Source organism: Sphingopyxis sp. GW821-FHT12C06, assembly GCF_058807415.1.
The window spans coordinates 1-20,523 of sequence record NZ_JBXAQR010000002.1 but is presented as its reverse complement, the minus strand read 5'-3'; the positions used below and the strand labels follow the sequence as shown (position 1 = coordinate 20,523).

Sequence of the window (20,523 nt, the reverse complement as noted above, 5' to 3'; positions counted from 1 at the left end):
CCCTCACCCTGAGGGCAAAATCCGCCGTAGCGGCTAGTCCGGGGTGTCGTCGGAAAGTAACGCCTTGAGCCGCCCGCGCGCGCGATAGAGCCGTGTCTCGATCGTCTTTTCGCTCACCTGCAACAGGTCCGCAGCCTCGACCTGGCTGAGCTCCTCCAGCCCGCGCAGCACCAGCACTTCGCGCAGCTTGGCCGGCAGCTTGGCCATCGCCGCATGGACCCGCGCCATTTCGGCGCGGCCGGCAACCTCGGCGTCGGGCGCAGGAACATCGCTTGCCACATCATGCGCGCTTTCGAGCGGCAGCGCGCGCGAGAAAAAGGAGCGCACTTTGCGGCGGCGCGCCCAGTCGCGGCACTTGTTGAGCGCGATGCGGGCGATCCAGACCCGAAACGGACGGTCGGCGTCATAGCGGCCGAGCGCGGCAAAGCCCGCGACGAACGCTTCCTGCGTCAAATCCATCGCCTCGTCGGTATCGCCGATATTGCGATAGATCAGCCGAAAGGTCGGTGCCTTGTAGCGCGCCAGAAATTCCCGGTACGCATCCTGCCGGCCGGCTTTCGCCAGCGCCGCCAGTTCGCGGTCGCTACACTGCGATAGATTGGGGGTCACCGCGCATCGGCGGTCAGCGCCTTGACCACGCTTTTGTCGAACATCTCCGCCTGTTCGGGATTGAGAATCCCGCGCATCGCAAACAAATGCTCCAGCGTTTCCTTCTGCAGCGTCCCCATCACCTCATGCGTGTGATCGATCGCTTCGGTAACCTGCGGGCCATAGCCATGCTCGGCCTCGATCGCCTGCGCAAGCCGGACATTGGCGGCGCGCATCTCCTGCTCGCGCGCCTTGCGCCGCACGGCGAACCGGGTTTCGATTTGCTCGATCTTCGTGTGCTGATCGGCCGTCAGCTCCAGCTGGCTGTGAAGCAGCGCGTGCAGTTCGGTTTCGCTCGCCCGGGGCGCGTCGAAAACCTGCCGGCCAACGAAAACGCCGGCCAGCGCAGCAACAAATGCAACGAGGCCGACGAGCAACAAACGGCGCGACGGCATCGTCAGTGCGTATCCAGCAAGGTCGACGGCGCCAGCGCGTTCACCGGACCCAAGGGAGAGATCGGGCTCGCAGCGACAGCGGGCGCCGATACCGCGCTTCCAGCAACAATTCCGCCGCCGAGCGAGACAAAGGCCGCAAGCGCCATCAGCCGCCGCGTCGCGAACGCCTCACGCTGGCGGCCTGCCAGCGCGTGCAAAATCCGCTCGTCCAGCGCCTCCAGCCCGTCGGGCAGGTCTACCGCTTTCAAGATTTGAAGCTGTTCGTCCATCCGGCTTTCCCGCAATTTCTTCATATGCTCATACGCACCCGCACGCCGCCCCCCTCAAAGAATGAAAAATGAGGGCGGCAGGAACAATATGCGTATTAGCAGGACAGACAAATATTTGGAGATATTATGTTCAAGTCTTTTCTCCCCTCTGCTGCGGCTGCTTTCGCCTTGCTGCTGATGCCGACCGCGGCGCACGCGCATGCGAAGCTCGTCGCGTCGAGCCCCACCGCAAATGCGACCGTGTCGAAAGTGACCTCGGTCAAACTGACCTTCAACGAGAAACTGGTCGCCTCGACGGTCAAGGCCGAACTGGTGATGACCGGCATGCCCGGCATGGCCAACCATGCCCCGATGAAAATGCCGGCGACGGCACAGATGGGGAAAGACGGCAAGTCGATGACGCTGCTACTCAAACGCGCGCTCGTTCCGGGCACCTACAAGGTCAAATGGTCGGCCGCCGGCGCCGACACGCACCGCATGGGAAGCGAGTTCAGCTTCACCGTGAAGTAAGACGATGCCCGACCTCCTCCTCGCCGGTATCAGGTTCGCGCTTTTCGCCGACCTGATGCTCGTCGCGGGGTTGGCGGGCTTCCTTCTCTACGCACCGACAGCCGACGAACGGCGCTCGGCCGAGGTGACCGCGGGTTTCTGGCGGGCGGAGCGGTGGCTTTGCGCGCTTGGATTGCTGATCTCGACTGCGGGCATGACGGTCCTCACCGCCAACATGTACGGCGTCGATCTCGGGACCGTTGATCACCGGATGCTCCGGGAACTCGCCCTTGGCAGCGAAGTCGGCAAAGCATGGCTCTGGCGAACGTCGGCGCTGCTGCTGGCGTTCGCCGCCGCCCTCTTCGCCGCGAAACGTCCGCTGGTGGCGGCAGGCTTGATCGCTGCAGCCGGAACGGTCGCGCTGACAAGCCTCGCCTGGTCGGGCCACGCCGGGGCCAGCGAGGGCATGACCGGCACGATCCATCGCACCAGCGACGCCCTCCACATGATCGCCGCGGCAGTATGGCTCGGCGCCATTGCCGCCTTTTTGATCTTGCTCGCGCGCGCAACGCCCGCGCGCCTGGACCTTGCGGCACGAAGCCTCGACCAGTTCTCACGGGTCGGAACAATCTGCGTCCTCATCATTGCCGCGACGGGCCTCATCAACGGCCAGATCATTGTCGGCGCCCAAAATGCCGGAGCGTCGCTCGCGGCGCCCTATGGCCAGCTTCTGCTCGTGAAGCTCGCGCTGTTCGGGCTGATGCTGGCACTTGCCGCCGCCAATCGCTGGCGCCTTACCCCCGCGCTGAAACACGCGCTTGCGATATCCGCCCCCGATCAAGCGGTTCGCGCGATACGCCGAAGCCTGTTGATCGAGGCCGCCGCCGGCGCCGCGGTCCTCGCGCTGGTCGCCTGGTTCGGGATGCTCGAACCCTTCCCTGCGCCTATCGGATGAGCGACCATTGGCGCCTTGGCCTCGGCTATCGTCACCTTGCGGTCGACTATCGCGGGCGCGACGATTCCTGTTCGACGCCAGCCTGTCGGGCATGGTGATCGGCGCCAGCTATCGCTTCCGGGCGCCAACCTAAAATCGTTTGCGCACCGTCATCCGCACGACGCGACCAAGTGGATCGATCTCGTCGCGGCTGTAGCCCGCCGGAACGCTGCCGTCGTCCAGCGTAACCCGCCGATAGCCGTTGAAGAGATTCTGGACGTCGAACGAAAATTTGAGATCGCTGATCAGCGCGCCCTTTTTGGCCTGACCGAATATACGCTCGGGCTCAAAAAACATCGAGGCATTGAAAAGCATCGGCGGCTTGAAACGGAAGGTCCGATCGGCGTTGGACACGCTGGACGGGCTGCTCCAGCTTCCATTCAAACTGGTACCGATACCCCGCTTTCCGACGGTGATCTGCATCGCAAGCGTGTGACGGGACTGGCCGCTGTCGATCAGCCGGTCGATGACAGGAACCCCGGCGCGGGTCTGCAATTCGCTTTTCAACCGCATGCTGTGATTGAGCGAAACCGAGAATTGCAGCGGGTTTCCGGACGCCGCCTTGCCTCCGCCCGCCCCGTCCGGAAACCGGAACGCAATGCCGGAACTCAGGCCCGTGTCGGTATCACGTGCAAGGTTGATCGGGCGGGCATCGACCGCGACCAAGCGCCCCTCGGCGTCGCGCGTCACCCTTTCGGGAAAAGCCGCCTCAATAACGGGCGTCAACTCGGGGAGAGACGATACGACGCCTTTTGAAACCGTTTGCCGATAGCCGATGTTGAGCGACAACACCTGATTATCGAACGGCCGTACCGTCGCGTCGAACGACATCCCCTGCTGGCTGCCTCGCCCCAGAGCGGGATTTCCTCCGGTAAGCCAGACAGGCTCGGCGACTTCTCCCCGCGCATAATCGAAAACCCGGTTTACCGTCGTGACAGTCGGACCATTGAGCAGTTCGAACGAGGGCGAGATTTCGGAATAGTCAAGCGATGCCCGAAACTGCACCATCGAGAGGGGCGACCAGTTCACGCCGCTGTTGAACAGTTTTTGCAACGGGCTCTTCGGTACCGTCTGTGCGCTCATCGACAGATCGACGGAAAGATCCCCCAAAGGCCCAATCGCGAGATCTCCTTTGCGCGATATCGGTATGCTGAGCGATAATTGCCCGTTGATTTGTCCCTGGCTCGACTTGCTCACCTCAGCCGGGCCACCACGATTGTCGCTCCGCCGGCTTTCGCTGCGATTGCGGCTCGCATTGATCGAGAAACTCGAACTGATCGGCCCGGCCGGCAGGTCCACTATGTTCTTCTGAACCTGCACCCGGCCACTCAGGCTTTCGCTGCTATTGCGGCTCCGGCTGGCCCGCAACAGGCTGTCGTCCCAAATGTCATAGGGGTTGAAGGCCGGGTCGCCGCTATTGATCATTTGCTGGACGCGATCGACATCGATGCCGATTTCAAGCAGATTACTGCCCCGGTTTCGCGAATAATTGACGCCGAAGCTAGTCTGCCAGGTGCCGATCGTGCCGTTCAAGGACAATGATCCGCCAAATGTTCCGGAATCATTTTCGGTGCGTAGCGGCCGTTTGCCCGCGAAAGGGCGGGTCAGCATGACATCACCGGCAAAGGGCGACCAAAAGCTCCCCGCCGGGATGACGACCGATGCCATAGGCAGGCCCCGTAACCCCGCACCACTATTCTGGCTCGCGTTGAGATTCAGCGAAGCCGAAAATGTCCCCAAGGGCCGCGTTACACCAATGTTTAGCGACATGTTGCGTCTGGACGACTGAAATGTCTCATAAGCATGGGGATCGACCCCATGGAGCTCGCCCGCGGTTGCGGCGAAATCCGCCAGCGCCGGACTACCGGACATCGCGCCCGCCGGTATTGCCGCAACTGTCACCAGCTTCCCGGCGGCCCCACTCAATGCCGGGTCGATTTCCCCTCCGCCTATAGCCGAGATAAAGCCGATACTGTCAAAGCGCCCGGCTGGTTCGGGAATGTTTCGCGCATCCTTGCGAAGCGCGGTGTCACGACCGATGCGTGCCTGCGCGTTCCAGCGCGTATCCCCGCTGATCGCGGTGCGTCCCGCCGACAAATTGCCGCCATACTGGCCGCCGGCGGTCGCAAAATTTGCGCCCGCATCGACATTCAGCATCGAAAAATTCTTTTTGAGCACGAGGTTTACGACGCGCTTGCCCGCGTTTTCGCCATAGAGCGTCGCCGCCTCCGGCTTCAGCACCGCCAGCCGCTCCAACGCCTCGGTAGGATAGGAAAGGATCGAGCGGTCGAATCCCACCGGCTTGCCGTTGATCAGGATGACCGGTGCATCTCCGCCCGCGTTGATGAGGGGAGCCAGCCGGTTCAGCAATTCCTGGATACTGTCGGAGCCGTGGCTGGCGATTTCCTCTTCGCTGAACTCGGTTTCCGCCGCCACCTTGGCTTCGCCCCGACGACCGGCGGTGACAACAATTTCAGCATCGGGCGACGGATCGCCGGCCGGAGTTGCCTGTTGTGGAAGCACCGCTGCGCTAGCTTGCGCTTCATCCGCAGCAACGGCCGCAACCGGGCAGAACCCCGCGGGAAGCGCGACCGAAGACAATATGGCGAGGCGGGCCAGTTTCATCAGAGGGAGCCGTTGTTTTGCAGTTGTCCGCACCCCCGAAAAGCGACCCCGTCCGGATTTCGATCGGCGCGGCGCAAGCAAAATTGACCAGATCCCGAAACGGCCCACCCAAATCCTGTTTGATAGCTATTGCTATCTAACGTTCAATTCAAATGGAAAAATCAGGGCTGCCGATCTGCAGGCTGCTTTGCCCGTCGCGCAATCCGCCTTCCCTCGACTCCATCGATGGCCGCAATTCGAGAATGAAGCAGGCGCACGGTGATCCATACGCCCTCCAGATCAGGAAAACCGCCATCCGGATGGGATGGCGGTTCCGCGACGAAGGTCAGATCGTGATGTCGAGGTTTGCACCCAACGGCCCTGAAATCTGGGTAAGGGTTCCAACAATCTTGCAGGGAGGCGGGGTAATAAAACCTGGAATGTCCGAAAAGGGCGAAACAAATTCGATTTTCCGCGGCGGGGGCGGGCCATTACCAAGCCAATAGGCCTTGAGCACGCCGAGACAGGCGTCGGGGGGATTGCCGCCCAGCCGGGGAATATTCAGTTGTACCGTCGAGAACCACAGCTCATCCGCCGCACTGCCAGGGCCACCCGCGCCAACAGCATCCACAGAGTAGCCCAGGTTCGAAAAAGTGAGTGCCGCGCAGACGGGTCCCCCAGTCAAGACGGGCCCGGCGGTCACATTGGCGAGAGTACCGGCGCCCGTCACATCGATGCTGAGCGACAAGTTGCATGGGATCGGGGGGAGCAAATTCTTCTGTACCGTGACCGGCCCCGAGAATGTGTAGGTTCCGTCAGCCGGGCCAAACTGGTCCGCCGCCTGAGCCAGGCCCGGACTGGCGAGTGCAAGCACCGCCGTGCAAAGAGAAACAATATTCTTCATATCAAATCTCCACAATATTTTTCAAATAATCGCCACATCATAAATTTCTATAATAAATTTCCCTGTCACATACACGACAAACAGGATATGCAGCTGTTGAGTTTTCCAAAAAACGAAATTCCTGTAGTAGATATACTATTACTTTTTCGCCTGAGGGCCGGAGAAGCTAAAAACGCTCCCAAGGGCCGGGTCACACCGATGTTCAGCAAAATGTTACGCGCCGAGAATTGCAATGCGTCGAAGGCACTGGGATCGACTGCACACAGGCCGTTGGCGGTAGCGGCGAAATCCACCCTCCCTCGCCTCTACCGATCGCCCCGATTTGAGAATGAAACGGGCGCACGGCGACCCCCTGCGCCCGCCGGATCGGGAACCGCCATCCGGATCGAACAACGGTTCCGCGAGGAAGGTCAGATCGTGATGTCGAGATTTGCACCCGACGGCCCTGAAATCTGGGTAAGGGTTCCAACAATCTTGCAGGGGGTCAAGCTCCCAAAACCTGGAATGTCCGACTTGGGAGTATCAAATTCAATTTCCCGCGGATTGGGAGGGCCATTGCCGTTCCAATAGACCTGGAGCACGCCCCGGCAGGCGCGGGCGCCCGGCATATCCACATGCACCGTCGAGAACCACAGCTCGTCCGCCGCGCTGCCAGGGCCACCCGCGCCAACAGCATCCACGGAGTAGCTCAGGTTCGCAAAAGTAATCGCTGCGCAGGCGGGGCCGCCAGACAAAACGGGCGCAGCGTTCACATTGGCGGCATTGCCGGGAGTCCCGACGCCCGTCACATCGATGCTGAACATCAAGTTGCATGCCACGGGGAGCCCATCCTTCTGTACCGTGACCGGTCCCGAGAATGTGTAGGTTCCGTTAGCGGGGCCAAACTGGTCCGCCGCCTGAGCGAGGCCCGGACTGGTGAGTGCAAGAATCGCCGCACAAAGAGAAACAATATTCTTCATATCAACCCTCCCTGATATTTCGTAAATAAATCTCTCTCATCGTCAATGTAAATAATAGATGAATTTATTATATTAGAAAATAATATATAATAATATTTCTCTATATGAAAATCAAAAACGCCCGAAAGTAATTTGCATTACTTTTCCCTTGAGGCCCGGATAGGCTAAGAACGTTCCCATCTCAACGGCTGCGTACATCGATATTCAGCAACATATTGCGCGCTGAGGATTCATTGCGCCGAAGGCATGGCGATCACCCCATGCAGACCGCCAGCGGTAGCGGCGAAATCCAACAGACATGCCGCCGCATTAAAGGGGCCAGCGCGTCGCGGTGCCCGCACCAAAAGAATGAAGCGGGCGCACAGCGAACCGTGCGCCCGCCAGATCGGGAACCGCCATCCGGATCGAATGGCGGCTCCGCGAGGAAGGTCAGGTCGTGATGTCAAGATTTGCCGGACCCGAAACTTGGATAAGGGTTCCAATAATCTTGCAAGGGTTTTCCGTCGCCCCGGGGTTGTCGGGGTTGGCGTCGGGAATGTCCGAAAAGGGCGAATCAAATTCGATTTCCCGGGGCGTCGGCGGACCATTGCCAATCCAATAGGTCCTGAGCACGCCCTCGCAAGCGTCGGCGGGGATGAGTCCCAGCAACAGCGGCGGGATATTCACACGCGGGGTCGATATCCACAGTTCTTCCGCCGGGCTGCCGGGAGTGCCTGCGCTGCCGCCCGCCCCACGCGCATCCACGGTGTAGGACAAGTTCGAGAAGGTGATCACCGAACATATGGGTCCGCCAGACAAAACGGGCGCAGCGGTCACATTGGCGGCATTGCCCGGGGTGCCGACGCCCGTCACGACGACACTGACCTCGAGGGTGCATGAAGTCGCTGGACTCAGATTCTTCTGCACAGTGACCGGGCCCCGGAACACATAGGTCCCGTTATTGGGGCCAAACGTATCCGCCGCCTGAACCAGGCCCGGACTCGCGAGCGCAAGCGCTGTCGCACAAAAGGAAACAATCTTTCTCATATCAACTCTCCATAATATTGACAAATAACTCCTGCACCAGAAATTCCGATGCACAACGATACTATCAAATAAGCAATAAATAAGAGATATGACTATTGTCCATTGTGACGACTACAAATACCCACAATGGAATTGATAATATTTATATTTAGGACCAGATAAGCTGCGAACTCCCTAACCTAAAGGGCTTCGCCACACCGGTATTCAGCAACATATTACCCACTGAAGGTTGCAATGCGCCGAAGACATGAGGATCACCCCCATGCAGACCGCCAGCGGCAGCTGCAAATCCAACAGGCATGCCGCCGCACATGAGGACTCACTGCTTCACAGCTGTCCGAAAAAATAAAGCGGGCGCACAGCGAACCATACGCCCGCCAAGTCGTGAACCGCCACCCGGGTCGAATGGCGGTTCCGGGAGGAAGATTAGAGCGTGATGACCAGATCGGCGCCAGACGGCCCCGAAGTTTGGGTAAGGGTTCCAATGATCTTGCAGGGGGGCGGGCCCGAAACACCCGGAATGTCCGACTTGGGGGTATCAAATTCAATCTGCGGCGGCGAACCCGGAAGCCAATAGACCTTCATCGTGCCCTGGCAAGCATCGGCGGGATTGCCGCCCAATGGCGGGATATTCACACGCACAGTCGAGATCCACAATTCTTCCGGCGGGTTGCCGAGGCCGTCCGTGTCAACCGCATCCACCGAGTAAGACAGGTTCGAGAAGGTGAGCGCCGTGCATATCGCGCCGCCAGTCAAGACGGGCGCCGCAGTCACATTGGCAGCATTGCCGGGAGTGCCGACGCCCGTAACGACGATGCCGAGCGACAGGTTGCAGGATGTCGCGGGACTCAAATTCTTCTGCACAGTGACCGGACCCGAGAACGTGTAAGTTCCATTGTTGGGGCCGAAGGTGTCCGCCTGAGCGAGGCCGGGACTGGCGAGCGCAAGCACTGTCGCGCAAAGAGCAGCAATATTCTTCATATCAACTCTCCAATTATTGTTTCGACTCGATATGTATCAATAATTTGATACACAAATACAGTGCCATATCCACAATAATTGTCAATAGTTATTACTATCCGATTCGAGTGTTACATATATCCATATCGAATATTATTAATACAAATTGGTTGATTTTCAAAAACTCTTGAAAACCGCAATTTTCTAATAACTATTTTGTTCAAAATCTCTAATTTTCTAGAAATTATTACTATATCAATGCGATTTATCATATTTGTTTTATTTCCTCTAACTGAACCTCCCCTGCTATTTTCCGACAATCGCCATGCTGGGTTTTGACCAGCATGGCGAAAGCAGGAATTGGACACCCAAATCGATCATCGCGGCTTTCCGCAAGTGCGGGCGCGATCGATGGCGCAGCGATGCGCGCGCGCAGCCATCAGAACCGCTTCGTCGCGCTGAACCCGATAATCCGCGGATCGAGCGTGAAGACATTGGTGCTGAGCAGCGAATCATCGCTGTTGGTGAAGAAATCGGTGATCGGTGCGTCGTCGAACAGATTTTTGACATAAAGCTGGAAGCTCAGGTCGGAATCGGGCCGCGCCAGCGTCACCGCCAGATTGACATTGTCCCACGCCTTCAGCCGGTCATAGCTGGTGTTGTAAACGCGGGCATAGCTTTTCGACTGGCGGTAATAATCGCCGCGAAAGGTCAGGTCCCAATCACCGAAGAAAAAAGTATATTGCCCGCCGATATTGGCGGTGAACCGCGGTGAATTGGGCAGTTCATTGCCCCCGAGATCAGCAAAGAAACCGCGCCCACCATTGGGAGCGCCGCTGACCTGGCTCCGCCAGGCATTGGGATTCGCCGGATCGAAGGGAACGATCGCGCCGACCTTGGCGGGGTCATAGGGCGCAAACGGATCATAAGAGATGCCATAGAGTCGTGCAATGGCACCAAGCGGGGTGGTTGGGTCAAAATTCCCGAACTCTTTGGACTGGCCGCACAATGCGTAGAGCGCACTGCCAATTTGCTGGGTGCCATTTGGATCTTGCAATACCCGTTCTACATAGGCGCGCGGCGCAATGCAGTTCGAGGGCACCTGAAGGAAGGGACGAAGCAATACCCAGTCGCTATTGCCCTGAGTGCGGTTCATCACGTCGATCGACTGCGCGCCCTTCTTGATCCTCGTCTGCAGATAGCCAAAATTGGCGTCGACGCGAAACGCCCGCGACGGGCGCCATGCCGCCTCAAGCTCGAGCCCCCAACTGGTTGCGTCGAAATTCTCGTTCAGCGCTATGCGGTCAACGATCTGCGAGACCTGATACCCCTTATAATCATAATAAAAGCCAGTGGCATTGAGCGTCAGCCGCCCGCCATCGAAGCTGTTCTTGGTCCCGATTTCGAACGCATTGACATATTCGGGTTTGAAGGTCGGCGAAATATCCGAAAACTGGACGTTTTCGCGGTTGATGCCAGGACGCGCCGGATTGGCGCCGCCGCCCTTGTAGCCATGCGAGGCCGAAGCATAGATCAACGTGTCGTCGGTAAATGCCAGATCGGGTTTCCAGTCGATAACCAATCGCCCGGTCGGCTTCGACCAGCGCTGGTTCAGCGGGTCGTTCGCCTTGTATCCGCCACTGAAGCTGCCGCCGCTGGCGCCGGTACCACCGCCACCGAGCAGGAGCTGGCTGGGATAAAGGATCGCGCGCTTGTCGTCGCGGGTGAATCGCAACCCGGCGGTGACTTTCACCGCATCGGTGACATTCCAATAGGTTTCGCCGAAGATCGCCCAGGATTTCGTCCGCACATCATTGCGGCTGCGGAAATAATTATGCCCCTGCTCATCGAGCGAAGAGATCGGATTGGGATCGACATAGACACAGTCGCGGCCAGTCACGTCGGGCGGGCAATCGCGATAGCGAAAGAGGCTGCCGGGAGCTCCGTCATCCAGCCGGTTGTTCCGGTTATAGGCGATGAACGTATAGAGGTTGTTGAAAACGAAATAATCGTCCTGCGATTTGAAGTTCAGATAATTGACGCCGAGATTGAAATTGAACGGCCCGTCGAAAGACGATTGCAGGCGAAATTCCTGCGACCATTGCCGGTTGCGCGACCGGCTCAGATCCATCGCCAGCATCCGGTCTGAACAGCCGAGCTGGTGGTCGCAGAATATACCGCCCGGCGCGGCGTGCGACTGATCGATCGGCAAGGCATTGCGGCGACGATCCACCAAACCCAAGGTATCGGTAAATACCGGCGCCGAGACATAGCGGTTATAATCCTGCGTCGAATAATATCGGTCGCGTGAATAGGCAGTCTGCGACACCAGTTTCAGCCCGTCGCTCACATCAAAATCCAGATTGAACTGAAAAACGTCATTTTTCGCGCGGAAGGTCGGATCGATACTCGTTGCGACCTCGCGCAGGTTGCGCGACTGCACGACGCCCGCATAGGGGTCGCCGGGCTTCAGACCCGAGACGATCGAACGGGCGCCGCTCGGCGTATATCCCATATAGACATATTCGGTCGAGCCCGCGACGATCGGGGCATAGCCGCTGGCGTTGGGCGCACCATAGGAGCGCTCGTCATAGAGCGAGACGGGCAGACATCCCTGGCTCAGCCGCCCGCGCAGATCATATTCCTTGTTGCCGAATGCCTCGGTGCGCGTCCCGTCGGGCACCCGGATTCCGCCGACCGTTGTCGGCCCCGGATCGCGCGCGCACAATTGCTTGCCGGTGCGCGAACGATCGTCGTCTTCCTCGAAATGCTGCCAGATCGCATTGACCTTGAACCGGTCGCTCGGCTCCCACTGGATCGACGCGCGGGTCGACCATAGGTCGCGGCCGTTGATGCGGCGCTCGGTAAAGCTGTTGTAATCAAAGCCGTCGCGGCTGGTGAGCGCACCCGCGACGCGGACCGCCAGCGTGTCGGTCAGCGGCACGTTGATCATGCCCGACGCGCGCATCGTGTCATGGTTTCCAACCTCGACCTTTGCATCGAGACCGAAATCGGGGCCGGGAAGCGCGGGAATGATATTCACCACACCGCCCGTGGCGTTCCGTCCGTAAAGCGTTCCCTGCGGCCCGCGCAGCACCTCGACCCGCTGCACGTCGAAAAATTCGGATTCGAACAGGCGGTTGCGGATCAGCGGCGTGTTGTTGAAGCTCACCGCCACCGCAGGGTCGGTCGAGGCGGATACCGCCTTCGTCCCGATCCCGCGGATCGCGATGTTGTACGTGCTGAAATTGCCCTTGGAGAAGTTCATGTTCGGAACCGCGCGCAGCAGTTCGGCGCCGCCTTCGATCTTGCGGTCGTCGAGCGCGGCGGACGACAGCGCCGTCATTGCGATCGGCACGTCGCCGATCTTCTCTTCCTTCTTTTGCGCGGTCACAACGATTTCAGAATCATTCGGAATGTCGGCGGCGCTGGTCGGCGACGGGCCGGGCGCCGGCGCGGCCTTTCCCGACGGCGTGACCACGAAAATACTGCCTTCGCGGCGGAAGCTGAGCCCCGTTCCCTCGAGCAGCGTGCGCAGCGCGGTTTCCGGGTCGGCGCGCTTGCTATAGCCGCTCGTCCGCTTGCCTGTGACCACCGCCCCGTCGGCCATGATCGTCATGCCGCTCTGCATTCCGAAGTCGCGCAGCGCCTTTGCCAGCGGCTGGGCCGGAATCCGGTAATTTGTTGACGTCTCGCGCGCGAGCGCCCCACCGCCCGTCAAAGCCAGACAACCAATCGCAACACTGCTCAAGAAAAAATGATTCAAACCGCGTGAACGCAGACGCATGCTTACCCTCCCAAGTCCCTGTACCGGGGTTATTCCCCGTTTATTGACACCAATCGATTGACGTCAGAAACATTGACGCAAGGTTTCAGAAACAGGGGGGATGTCGATCATAAACATTCTGTCCGATATGGACATGTTCGCTGGACGATGGTCATAAATGCAATAAACGATAACATCGCCGAAAAAGACTCCCCCCTGTTTCGTCCGCCGTGCGTCTACCCTTTCGGGCACGAACGGCGTGCGAACTGTCGCGGACTTGAATCATGGTGGGGAAATGACGTTGGGCTTTTTGAAAAACGGACGGCCTCCGCCTCTGCCGGGCGCCGCTTGTTCATGACGGCAGCCCAACCGGACCGCGACCTGTCGGCATGGATGTCGGCCTATGGTCCGGGGCTGCGCAGCTTCTTTCGGCGCCGGGTAGCGGAGGCCGATGTCGAAGATCTGGTGCAGGATGTGTTCGTGCGGCTGCAGGCGGCGCAACTGGGGGCGCCGATCGAGAATATCGAAGGCTATTTGTTCGCGACGGCGCGCAATGTGCTGATCAGCCAGTATCGCAAACAGGCGGTACGGCCCACGCTGGTCGCGGGTGAATGGCTGGACCATTACGAGCTGGCCGACCCGATTTCCCCCGAACGCATTGTCATCGGGCGACAGGAATATATGCGCGTCCTCGACGCCATATTGAACCTCCCTCCCCGAGCGCGCGAAGCGTTCCAGCTCCACCGTTTTGAACATTTAACTTATCAGGCAATCGCGCAACATATGGGAATTACCAAGGATTCTGTGAAGGAACTGATGCAGCGCGCCTTGCTGAACATCGCCCAGGCGATGGAGGCCGACGCATGACCGGCGATCCGGAAATGCGGTCGGCCGCAGTCCGTACCCAGGCGGCGCACTGGCTGAATCTTCGGCTGTCGGGCGACATGACTCTCGACGACGAAGATGACTTTCGCGCCTGGATCGACCTGTCCGATGATCATCGCCACGCTTATCGGCTGGTCGACCGGGCATGGAACCTCAGCCGCGCCGTCGCGGGCGACCCGAGGCTGCTCGTCATGCAGGAACAGGGCATGGCGAAATCGGGCATCTTCACGCGATACCGGCGCGGTTTGTCCATCGCCGCATCGCTTCTGCTTGTGGTCGGGCTCGGCTGGACCGCCCTTCCCTACCTCGACCTCCGGCCCGGCCATCATGCCGCGGACACCCAGCAACAGGCCTTCCGGACCGGGACCGGTCAGCGCACCCGTATCACGCTGCCCGACGGGTCGGTGGTGACGCTCGATGCCGAAACCGAATTGCGTCTCCGCAACAGCGCGACCGAACGGCGGCTCGACCTGATCCAGGGGCGCGCCTTTTTCCGCGTCGCGCATAACCCGAACCGTCCGTTCGTCGTCTATGCCGACGGCAAGAAAGTGCGCGCGATCGGCACCGCATTCGAGGTCAGCCTCGATCACGGGAACATGGTCGTGACGCTGACGGAGGGCAAGGTCCGGGTCGAAGGCGCGAACGCGGGTTCGGACGGCGGCGCCGACCTGGTGCCGGGGCGTCAGCTGGTGGTAGGATCGGATCTCGACTGGACGCTCCGGCGCGTCGATGTGACCAAGGAAACGAGCTGGACCCAGGGACGCCTGATTTTCATGCATGATCCGCTGTCCAAGGCCGTTGCGGACGTCAATCGCTATTCCACCAGAAAACTTGTCTTCGAAGGCGGCGCGGTCCCCGACCGGCAGATCGTCGGCGTGTTTGAAGCAGGCGATGTCGAAGGCTTTGTGAAAGCGATAGAGCTTCAGGGCATCGCGCACCGCACCACTTCCACAAGCGACGAGATTTTGCTGGTGGGCGACGAATAGGGTCCGCAAGCCTGCCCGCAACGACGGATCCGGTTGCGTAGCCGGTTGAAAATGACCTCCGATGCCAGCTTAGGCGGGACGCGAAAGCCCGCGGACAGGCTGGCATCCTGATCGTTTCGGACGCCGCTTCGACACATCCCGCCCATCGTCGCCCGTAACGCGCAAAGCAGGGTCACCGCCCGGTCCGGGCTTCCAGAGCAGCATCTTGCCCTCCGCACCTTGCGGGAGCGCGCGAGGCAGACGATCGCCACGATCGCCTGCCAGCCCCCTTGCCAGTCGCTCTCGGGCCATAGATGCCGCAAGGCCTCACCCCGCGGTGGCCGCAAACACCCCGATGCACAAAATCCGAAAGGCTCGCCGCCCGGGAGACATCTCGACCATGTCGGCACCGGTCGTGAGCCGGCGCGCCGCTCGCACGCGAACCTCCCGTAGCGACGCGCAGCAGCAGCGAAAATTGAAACCTGTTGAAAATCGGGAAAGATATCCATGGCGAACCGGATTTCCCGAAACATGAATTTTGGTGAAACATCGTGATTCAGGGATTATCGAGCCAAACCGCCCCATCTGCGGATGCAAAATTTTTCTGTAATTGAAAAATATGTCGCAATCTGGGTTGATTTTTCCAAAAAATCCGACTTTATAGAAATTCGCAAACGCGAGGGCGCAACGGGCCTCGAGGCTAAGAACACAAGCGAGCATCGGGCAGCAGAATTTTGCCGTCCTATTGGCAAAGGGGATAATTATGAGGATCAATCAATCCTGCTGGTACGCCGGCACCGCACTTTCCATGTTGGTCGGCATGAGCCCGGCATATGCACAGTCAACCGACAGTGCCGCCGAGGCCACTTCCAACGACGAAATCATCGTGACCGGTTCGCGCATTCAGCGCACGGGCTTCGACGCACCGACCCCGACAACCGTGATTGGCGAGGCCGAACTCGCACTGGGCAACCGTCCCAGCATCGCTCAGGTCCTGAACGACACCCCCCAGTTCCGTCCCACATCGACGCCGACGACGACGGCCGCCGGCACCAACAGCGGCGTTTCGACCCCTGACATGCGCGGGCTTGGCGCGGTGCGCACGCTCACTTTGCTCAACGGCCACCGTTTCTCGGGCTCCATGGATCTCAACACGGTGCCGAAAGGCCTCGTCAAGCGCATCGACGTCGTGACCGGCGGCGCATCGGCAGCGTGGGGCTCGGGCGCCGTTGCCGGCGTCGTCAACATCATCCTCGACGATGATTTCACTGGCTGGCGCATGGGCGCGCAGACCGGCGTTTCGTCGCGCGGCGACGGCGCGCGCTATGGCGCCGATATCGCGTGGGGCACCGATTTCGCTGATGGTCGCGGCCATTTCATGGTTTCCGGCGACTATATGAACGAACAGGGCATCCTCAGCCGCAAGGGCCGCCCCAACCTCGAAGCGGGCCTGTTTGATCACCCGACCCTCGGCCTGATTCTGGCCAACGACCCCAATTCGACGCAAGTCTATAATGGCGGATCGATCCTCAACGGCAGCCTCGCCCCCTATGGCCTGGTCTTCAACGGCGAGGGAAACATCGTTCCCTTCCCGGTGGGCAGCGTCACCAGAGGGTTGACGACGCTCGGCGGCGGCGGCCAGAACACCTTCGATTATACCGCGGTGAGCTCGCCCTATGAGCGCATCAACGGCTTCGCTCGTGCCAGCTTCGACGTGACCGATTCGCTTAAGGTTTGGGCGCAATTCAGCTTTCACCGCATGACGGGGAATTACGGCCTCTACCCGGAAACGGCCGCCGTCGCGATCATGCCCGACAACGCCTTCCTGACGCAGGCGAACCGCAACCAGCTCGCCGCGGCGGGCATCACCGGTCCGTTCGGCCTTGGCCGCTTCCTCGACGATGTCGGCCCCGACAAGATGATGAAGCTCAACTTCAACCGGCGCAATCTGGAGGGCGCGATCGGCCTCGAAGGCACCTTCGGTGACGGCTGGAAATATAATGCCTATTATGATCACGGCGAAGTCCGGATCAACCAGCGCCTCAACAACCAGCGGATCAAGGCGAACTTCGCCAATGGCGTCGATTCGGTGCTGGTTGGCAATACGCCCACCTGCCGCATCAATGCCGACGCCAACCCCGACAACAACGATCCCAATTGCGTACCGATCAATCTGCTCGGCAATGGCAGGATCTCGAACGAAGCCGCCGCATGGGCTTTTGGCGGCTCGCATCTGATCGCCACGATCAAGCTCGACACGGCGGGCGCCAGCCTGTCGGGTCAGCCCTTCGAGACCTGGGCCGGTCCCGTCGACATCGCCGTCGGCACCGACGTCCGCTGGGAAGAACAGGTCACCAACTATGTCGACCCGCTGTCGCTGGCGAACGCGCTGGGCACGCTCAACTCGTCGCGCACCAACGGCGGCTTCAACGTCAAGGAAGCCTTCGCCGAAGTGAACGTGCCGCTGCTCGATGCCGAGGGTGTGGCACGCCTCGAAGTCAACGGCGCAGCACGCTATTCGGACTATAGCACCAGCGGCGGCATCTGGTCGTGGAAGACCGGCGGCACCTTGCGCCTCGTCAACGACCTGTTGCTGCGCGCCGTCTATTCGCGCGACATCCGCTCGCCCAGCATCGCCGAATATTTCACCGGCCGCTCGGTCGGCCAGGGCACCGTCCAGGATCCTTTCAAGAACGGCGCAGTGCAGGCTGGCGTGACGGTCTATACCGGCGGCAACAAGAACCTCACCCCCGAAATCTCGCACACACTGACCCTCGGGGGATCCTATTCGCCGCACTATATCCCGGGTTTCCGCCTGTCGGTCGATTATTACGATATCGACATCGACAATGTCATCACGACGGTGCCCGCGCAGTCCTTGCTTAACCGGTGCTTCGCTGCGGCGCCGACCGACCCGACCTGCGGCGGCATCGTGACCCGCAAGCCGAACGGCGAAATCGAACTGATTCAAAACACCGTTCGGAACCTCGCCAATTACAACACGCAAGGCCTCGACATCGAAGCCTCGTACCGGACGGCGCTGGGCAACGGAAACCTGACCTTCCGGGCACTCGCCAACCACGTCTTCCAGCTGGAAGTCGATGGGGTCGATGTCGCGGGTGTCGTTGGCGGCGAAACCGCCTTCTCCACCCCGAAATGGCGCGGCAGCGCGACGGTGGCCTTCGACAACGCCGACTTCGGTGCCAATGTGCGCGTTCGCTACGTCGATGGCGGCCTCTACACCACGCCGCCAGCCGTCGGAAAGCCGCCCGCGAACAACCGGAACGGCAGCCGCACCTATGTCGACCTTGGGCTGCAGTTCAAGGCCGGCCAGTTCACCCTGTTCGGCAACGTCAACAATCTGTTCGACATCGCTCCGCCGCTCACGCCCTTCATCGCCCCGAACTATGACGTCATCGGGCGCTATGTTTCGGGCGGCGTGAAGCTGAACTTCTAAGCCATTTATCCAGGTAGTCCCGGGGGCGGCGGTATCCACGATACCGCCGCCCTTTTTTTGCCTGCACCCCGAGGGCAAAAGGCGGCATCAGGGCGCAAGTCGCCCCAGCTTCCCGACCTTCGTCATCCCGGACCTGATCCGGGGTTCCGGGCTGCGATAGATCCCGGATCAGGTCCGGGATGACGAAGAGCGAATATCTGAACTGGTGTGGGAAGCAGTCGTTTACATATCATCGCTAAGGTCACCGCAGACCATAATAGAAACTTTGGTGCAGATATCGGCTTGCCATCGCCGTTGCTTCTAGCGCGATCCGAGCTGGCAAATGGAGAGAACATGGCCGGCGCTTCAGCAGAAAATCACTGGGAGATGCGTGTCGAAAGGCGGATACCTCTCAAGCGCCATGTAGCCTATCGCGTACTAACCGGGCGTATCGCTGAGTGGTGGTGGCATCCGTCGTCCCGCCCTGTTTCTGACATTCTCGTTGACTGGCGGGCGAATGGAGTTTTTCAGGCAAAGGCGGAGGGCTCCGACACTTTGCAGGAAGGGGTCATTCTTGAAAAACGTCCGGGATGGTACTTCTATATGACCGACGCTCTCCGCCAATCGGGCCGTCCGGGAACGCCTTCGATGGTTGGATTCTGGAGTGTCGGAGGTTCAGGCGAAGGCTTTTCTACTCACGAGGCTGTGATCCGCCACTTTTCTGAAGCCGCCTATCAACAGAACCTTGCCCTTGGATTTGAGCAGGGATGGAACGAGGCAGCCGACCGATTTGTGAAACTCTGCGAAGAAGGAATTCGCTGATCCGCCGATCTCCGGCCACAAGAGAAGCAGCCTCCGATCCGGCTAACGTCCGCTTTGGGGTGGGAAGCGGAGCGACCGCTATTTGATGGCCATCCCGGATAAGCTGACATCACGCAGATTGGGCGAATGCTTTCTCGTAATCCGTAACCAGCTTAGCAAACTGCTGTTTTGCTCGGGCAACCCTGTTTCGATGCCAATAGGTAAACACCAGTATCGCAACCCCGCTGACGGAAGCGCCAACGGTCCAATCCGTCCGGCCATCGCGGATTGCTATACCGACGAGAAAAACCATGAGGGCGGCCATTATCCATGCGTAAGCCGTGAAGAATGGAACGACTTTCCACCACATAGGAGGAATGGGCCTGCCACTTCTGGGATCAAAGGAGATGGAATGGAGTGCGGCCATGACTGTCGGTTCTCATATATGGTCGCCGTCTGCAATTGGCGGATTAATTATCGGCTTTGATCGGCCGGCAATGGTCGATTCCGGGTCGTTGCGCCCCGATCGGCAACGAATGCCGGCTTTGGGGTGGTTAGCTGACGCCCCGTTCACCGACGAGATTGCGAGTATATTCGCTTTCTCTCGCCTCGTCTGGAAGGAGGGCGAGCACCTCCGATGCCCGTAAGCGGATCGCTTCCCATCGAGGGTCTGCAAATAGAGCCGTTCGCGCCCAAAAATCGCTATGCTTTTCCCCGCTCCATCGAGAGAGCATGTCGTCGAGAGACTGGAGCGCCTCTATCTCAGAAGTTTTAATCTCGCCGTAGTGGAGCATATGGCCGACGGCGATGAAGCTGTCTTCAAACTCCAGCGCTAGTTCATCGTTGCCATACGCCTCGGCGCTCTGTCCGCCGGTCAAGCTTGAGAAGCTGCAGTCGAGATAAGCAACTTGCGCGTCGGCGGGCGCGGCCAAGTTAGCAACCGCCTCTCGTAACAATGTATATCGCGTGCGCATCGTCGGAACCTAGGTGCGTTGTTCAATGTCCGCAATTGGTCGCTTCCAGACGCTTCCCTTCCCGTTCGTGCCGAACGAGGTTGAGCAGAAGGCAAAAACCGCTTTCCTACAAATAACCTATATGGTTCACTCATTCGGTTTTGACGTACCGAAAGGACGAATCCATGGAAAGCACCGCCCCCAATCCCACCGACATCCCCGCCCCCGGCAGCTACCGCTGGACGCCCGCGCTCCAGCGCGAATTCCTTGGCCAGCTCGCGATCAACGGCTCGGTGAAGATCGCCAGCGCAATGGTCTGCATGTCACCCTCTGCCGCCTATCAGCTCAAACAGCGCCCCGAGGGCGCCGCCTTCCGCCTCGGCTGGGCGGCAGCGATCCTGATCGCGCGCGAGCGGCTCGCCGACGAATTGCTCGACCGCGCGATCTGGGGCGTCGAGGAGACGAGCGA

Annotated in this window: 17 protein-coding genes and 1 pseudogene; 7 read left to right on the top strand and 11 right to left on the bottom strand. The window is 59.8% G+C overall.

From position 1 onward, the window contains the following. Positions 1 to 33: 33 nt before the first annotated feature. The 3 genes from AC1RRJ_RS05375 to AC1RRJ_RS05365 are packed head-to-tail and all read right to left on the bottom strand — an operon-like array spanning position 34 to position 1,291. Positions 34 to 609 carry an RNA polymerase sigma factor gene (locus tag AC1RRJ_RS05375; protein WP_493120738.1) on the bottom strand — a complete coding sequence of 192 codons (576 nt, stop codon included), beginning with the start codon at positions 607 to 609 and terminating at the stop codon, positions 34 to 36. Beyond that, positions 606 to 1,043, bottom strand: a complete 438-nt coding sequence (locus AC1RRJ_RS05370; protein ID WP_493120737.1) for a periplasmic heavy metal sensor — start codon at positions 1,041 to 1,043, stop codon at positions 606 to 608. Before AC1RRJ_RS05370 ends, AC1RRJ_RS05375 begins: the two co-directional genes overlap by 4 nt. Positions 1,044 to 1,045: 2 nt before the next feature. Continuing rightward, positions 1,046 to 1,291 (bottom strand): hypothetical protein, encoded by a 246-nt coding sequence (locus tag AC1RRJ_RS05365; RefSeq protein WP_493120736.1) that lies wholly within the window; start codon positions 1,289 to 1,291, stop codon positions 1,046 to 1,048. A 147-nt stretch (positions 1,292 to 1,438) separates the two neighbouring features. On the opposite strand from AC1RRJ_RS05365, the gene copC reads away from it, so the two are divergent. Both copC and copD read left to right on the top strand, forming a co-directional pair. Beyond that, a complete protein-coding gene (copC, locus tag AC1RRJ_RS05360; RefSeq protein WP_493120735.1) occupies positions 1,439 to 1,822 on the top strand; it encodes a copper homeostasis periplasmic binding protein CopC in 384 nt (127 codons plus the stop codon). A 4-nt stretch (positions 1,823 to 1,826) separates the two neighbouring features. Next, positions 1,827 to 2,756, top strand: coding sequence for a copper homeostasis membrane protein CopD (copD, locus tag AC1RRJ_RS05355; RefSeq protein ID WP_493120734.1), 930 nt, complete (start codon positions 1,827 to 1,829; stop codon positions 2,754 to 2,756). A gap of 129 nt (positions 2,757 to 2,885) precedes the next feature. On the opposite strand, the gene AC1RRJ_RS05350 is transcribed toward copD, so the two are convergent. From AC1RRJ_RS05350 to AC1RRJ_RS05325, 6 genes are all read right to left on the bottom strand, one after another. Continuing rightward, positions 2,886 to 5,420 carry a TonB-dependent receptor gene (locus AC1RRJ_RS05350; RefSeq protein ID WP_493120733.1) on the bottom strand — a complete coding sequence of 845 codons (2,535 nt, stop codon included), beginning with the start codon at positions 5,418 to 5,420 and terminating at the stop codon, positions 2,886 to 2,888. 325 nt (positions 5,421 to 5,745) lie between these two features. Beyond that, entirely contained in the window at positions 5,746 to 6,303 is a 558-nt protein-coding gene (locus tag AC1RRJ_RS05345; RefSeq protein ID WP_493120732.1) for a PraA/PraB family alkane oxidation protein activator, read from the bottom strand. A gap of 410 nt (positions 6,304 to 6,713) precedes the next feature. Next, on the bottom strand, positions 6,714 to 7,262 hold the full coding sequence (locus tag AC1RRJ_RS05340; protein ID WP_493120731.1) for a PraA/PraB family alkane oxidation protein activator: 549 nt from the start codon (positions 7,260 to 7,262) through the stop codon (positions 6,714 to 6,716). 429 nt (positions 7,263 to 7,691) lie between these two features. Continuing rightward, positions 7,692 to 8,288 carry a PraA/PraB family alkane oxidation protein activator gene (locus tag AC1RRJ_RS05335; RefSeq protein WP_493121770.1) on the bottom strand — a complete coding sequence of 199 codons (597 nt, stop codon included), beginning with the start codon at positions 8,286 to 8,288 and terminating at the stop codon, positions 7,692 to 7,694. Between the two features lie 426 nt (positions 8,289 to 8,714). Continuing rightward, entirely contained in the window at positions 8,715 to 9,269 is a 555-nt protein-coding gene (locus AC1RRJ_RS05330) for a PraA/PraB family alkane oxidation protein activator (RefSeq protein ID WP_493120730.1), read from the bottom strand. 418 nt (positions 9,270 to 9,687) lie between these two features. Beyond that, positions 9,688 to 12,969 (bottom strand): TonB-dependent receptor, encoded by a 3,282-nt coding sequence (locus AC1RRJ_RS05325; RefSeq protein ID WP_493120729.1) that lies wholly within the window; start codon positions 12,967 to 12,969, stop codon positions 9,688 to 9,690. Positions 12,970 to 13,368: 399 nt separating this feature from the next. Here AC1RRJ_RS05325 and AC1RRJ_RS05320 point away from each other — a divergent pair, with 399 nt between their 5' ends. The 4 genes from AC1RRJ_RS05320 (at position 13,369) to AC1RRJ_RS05305 (ending at position 19,122) form a co-directional block, all read left to right on the top strand. After that, the gene (locus AC1RRJ_RS05320) at positions 13,369 to 13,881 is read left to right on the top strand and encodes an RNA polymerase sigma factor (protein WP_493120728.1); all 513 of its coding nucleotides are present in this window, start codon (positions 13,369 to 13,371) and stop codon (positions 13,879 to 13,881) included. Beyond that, positions 13,878 to 14,885, top strand: coding sequence for a FecR family protein (locus AC1RRJ_RS05315; protein WP_493120727.1), 1,008 nt, complete (start codon positions 13,878 to 13,880; stop codon positions 14,883 to 14,885). The genes AC1RRJ_RS05320 and AC1RRJ_RS05315 overlap by 4 nt, the downstream gene beginning before the upstream one ends. Positions 14,886 to 15,684: 799 nt before the next feature. Beyond that, complete coding sequence (locus tag AC1RRJ_RS05310; protein ID WP_493120726.1) at positions 15,685 to 18,321, top strand: TonB-dependent receptor plug domain-containing protein; 2,637 nt, start codon at positions 15,685 to 15,687, stop codon at positions 18,319 to 18,321. 333 nt (positions 18,322 to 18,654) lie between these two features. Next, entirely contained in the window at positions 18,655 to 19,122 is a 468-nt protein-coding gene (locus AC1RRJ_RS05305) for an SRPBCC family protein (RefSeq protein ID WP_493120725.1), read from the top strand. Positions 19,123 to 19,231: 109 nt separating this feature from the next. Here AC1RRJ_RS05305 and AC1RRJ_RS05300 read toward each other — a convergent pair whose 3' ends face one another. Continuing rightward, positions 19,232 to 19,528, bottom strand: a complete 297-nt coding sequence (locus AC1RRJ_RS05300; RefSeq protein ID WP_493120724.1) for a hypothetical protein — start codon at positions 19,526 to 19,528, stop codon at positions 19,232 to 19,234. A 127-nt stretch (positions 19,529 to 19,655) separates the two neighbouring features. Then, positions 19,656 to 20,075 carry a hypothetical protein gene (locus AC1RRJ_RS05295; RefSeq protein WP_493120723.1) on the bottom strand — a complete coding sequence of 140 codons (420 nt, stop codon included), beginning with the start codon at positions 20,073 to 20,075 and terminating at the stop codon, positions 19,656 to 19,658. A 164-nt stretch (positions 20,076 to 20,239) separates the two neighbouring features. Here AC1RRJ_RS05295 and AC1RRJ_RS05290 point away from each other — a divergent pair. Then, positions 20,240 to 20,523, top strand: a pseudogene (locus tag AC1RRJ_RS05290) (hypothetical protein); the annotation flags it as partial.

Coding starts and splice junctions, on each gene's coding strand:
- AC1RRJ_RS05330 (WP_493120730.1), bottom strand. CDS start 9,269: ATGAAGAATATTGCTGCTCTTTGCGCGACAGTGCTTGCGCTCGCCAGT.
- AC1RRJ_RS05370 (WP_493120737.1), bottom strand. CDS start 1,043: ATGCCGTCGCGCCGTTTGTTGCTCGTCGGCCTCGTTGCATTTGTTGCT.
- AC1RRJ_RS05340 (WP_493120731.1), bottom strand. CDS start 7,262: ATGAAGAATATTGTTTCTCTTTGTGCGGCGATTCTTGCACTCACCAGT.
- AC1RRJ_RS05295 (WP_493120723.1), bottom strand. CDS start 20,075: ATGCGCACGCGATATACATTGTTACGAGAGGCGGTTGCTAACTTGGCC.
- copD (WP_493120734.1), top strand. CDS start 1,827: ATGCCCGACCTCCTCCTCGCCGGTATCAGGTTCGCGCTTTTCGCCGAC.
- AC1RRJ_RS05320 (WP_493120728.1), top strand. CDS start 13,369: ATGACGGCAGCCCAACCGGACCGCGACCTGTCGGCATGGATGTCGGCC.
- AC1RRJ_RS05315 (WP_493120727.1), top strand. CDS start 13,878: ATGACCGGCGATCCGGAAATGCGGTCGGCCGCAGTCCGTACCCAGGCG.
- AC1RRJ_RS05305 (WP_493120725.1), top strand. CDS start 18,655: ATGGCCGGCGCTTCAGCAGAAAATCACTGGGAGATGCGTGTCGAAAGG.
- AC1RRJ_RS05350 (WP_493120733.1), bottom strand. CDS start 5,420: ATGAAACTGGCCCGCCTCGCCATATTGTCTTCGGTCGCGCTTCCCGCG.
- AC1RRJ_RS05345 (WP_493120732.1), bottom strand. CDS start 6,303: ATGAAGAATATTGTTTCTCTTTGCACGGCGGTGCTTGCACTCGCCAGT.
- AC1RRJ_RS05300 (WP_493120724.1), bottom strand. CDS start 19,528: ATGGCCGCACTCCATTCCATCTCCTTTGATCCCAGAAGTGGCAGGCCC.
- AC1RRJ_RS05335 (WP_493121770.1), bottom strand. CDS start 8,288: ATGAGAAAGATTGTTTCCTTTTGTGCGACAGCGCTTGCGCTCGCGAGT.
- AC1RRJ_RS05310 (WP_493120726.1), top strand. CDS start 15,685: ATGAGCCCGGCATATGCACAGTCAACCGACAGTGCCGCCGAGGCCACT.
- copC (WP_493120735.1), top strand. CDS start 1,439: ATGTTCAAGTCTTTTCTCCCCTCTGCTGCGGCTGCTTTCGCCTTGCTG.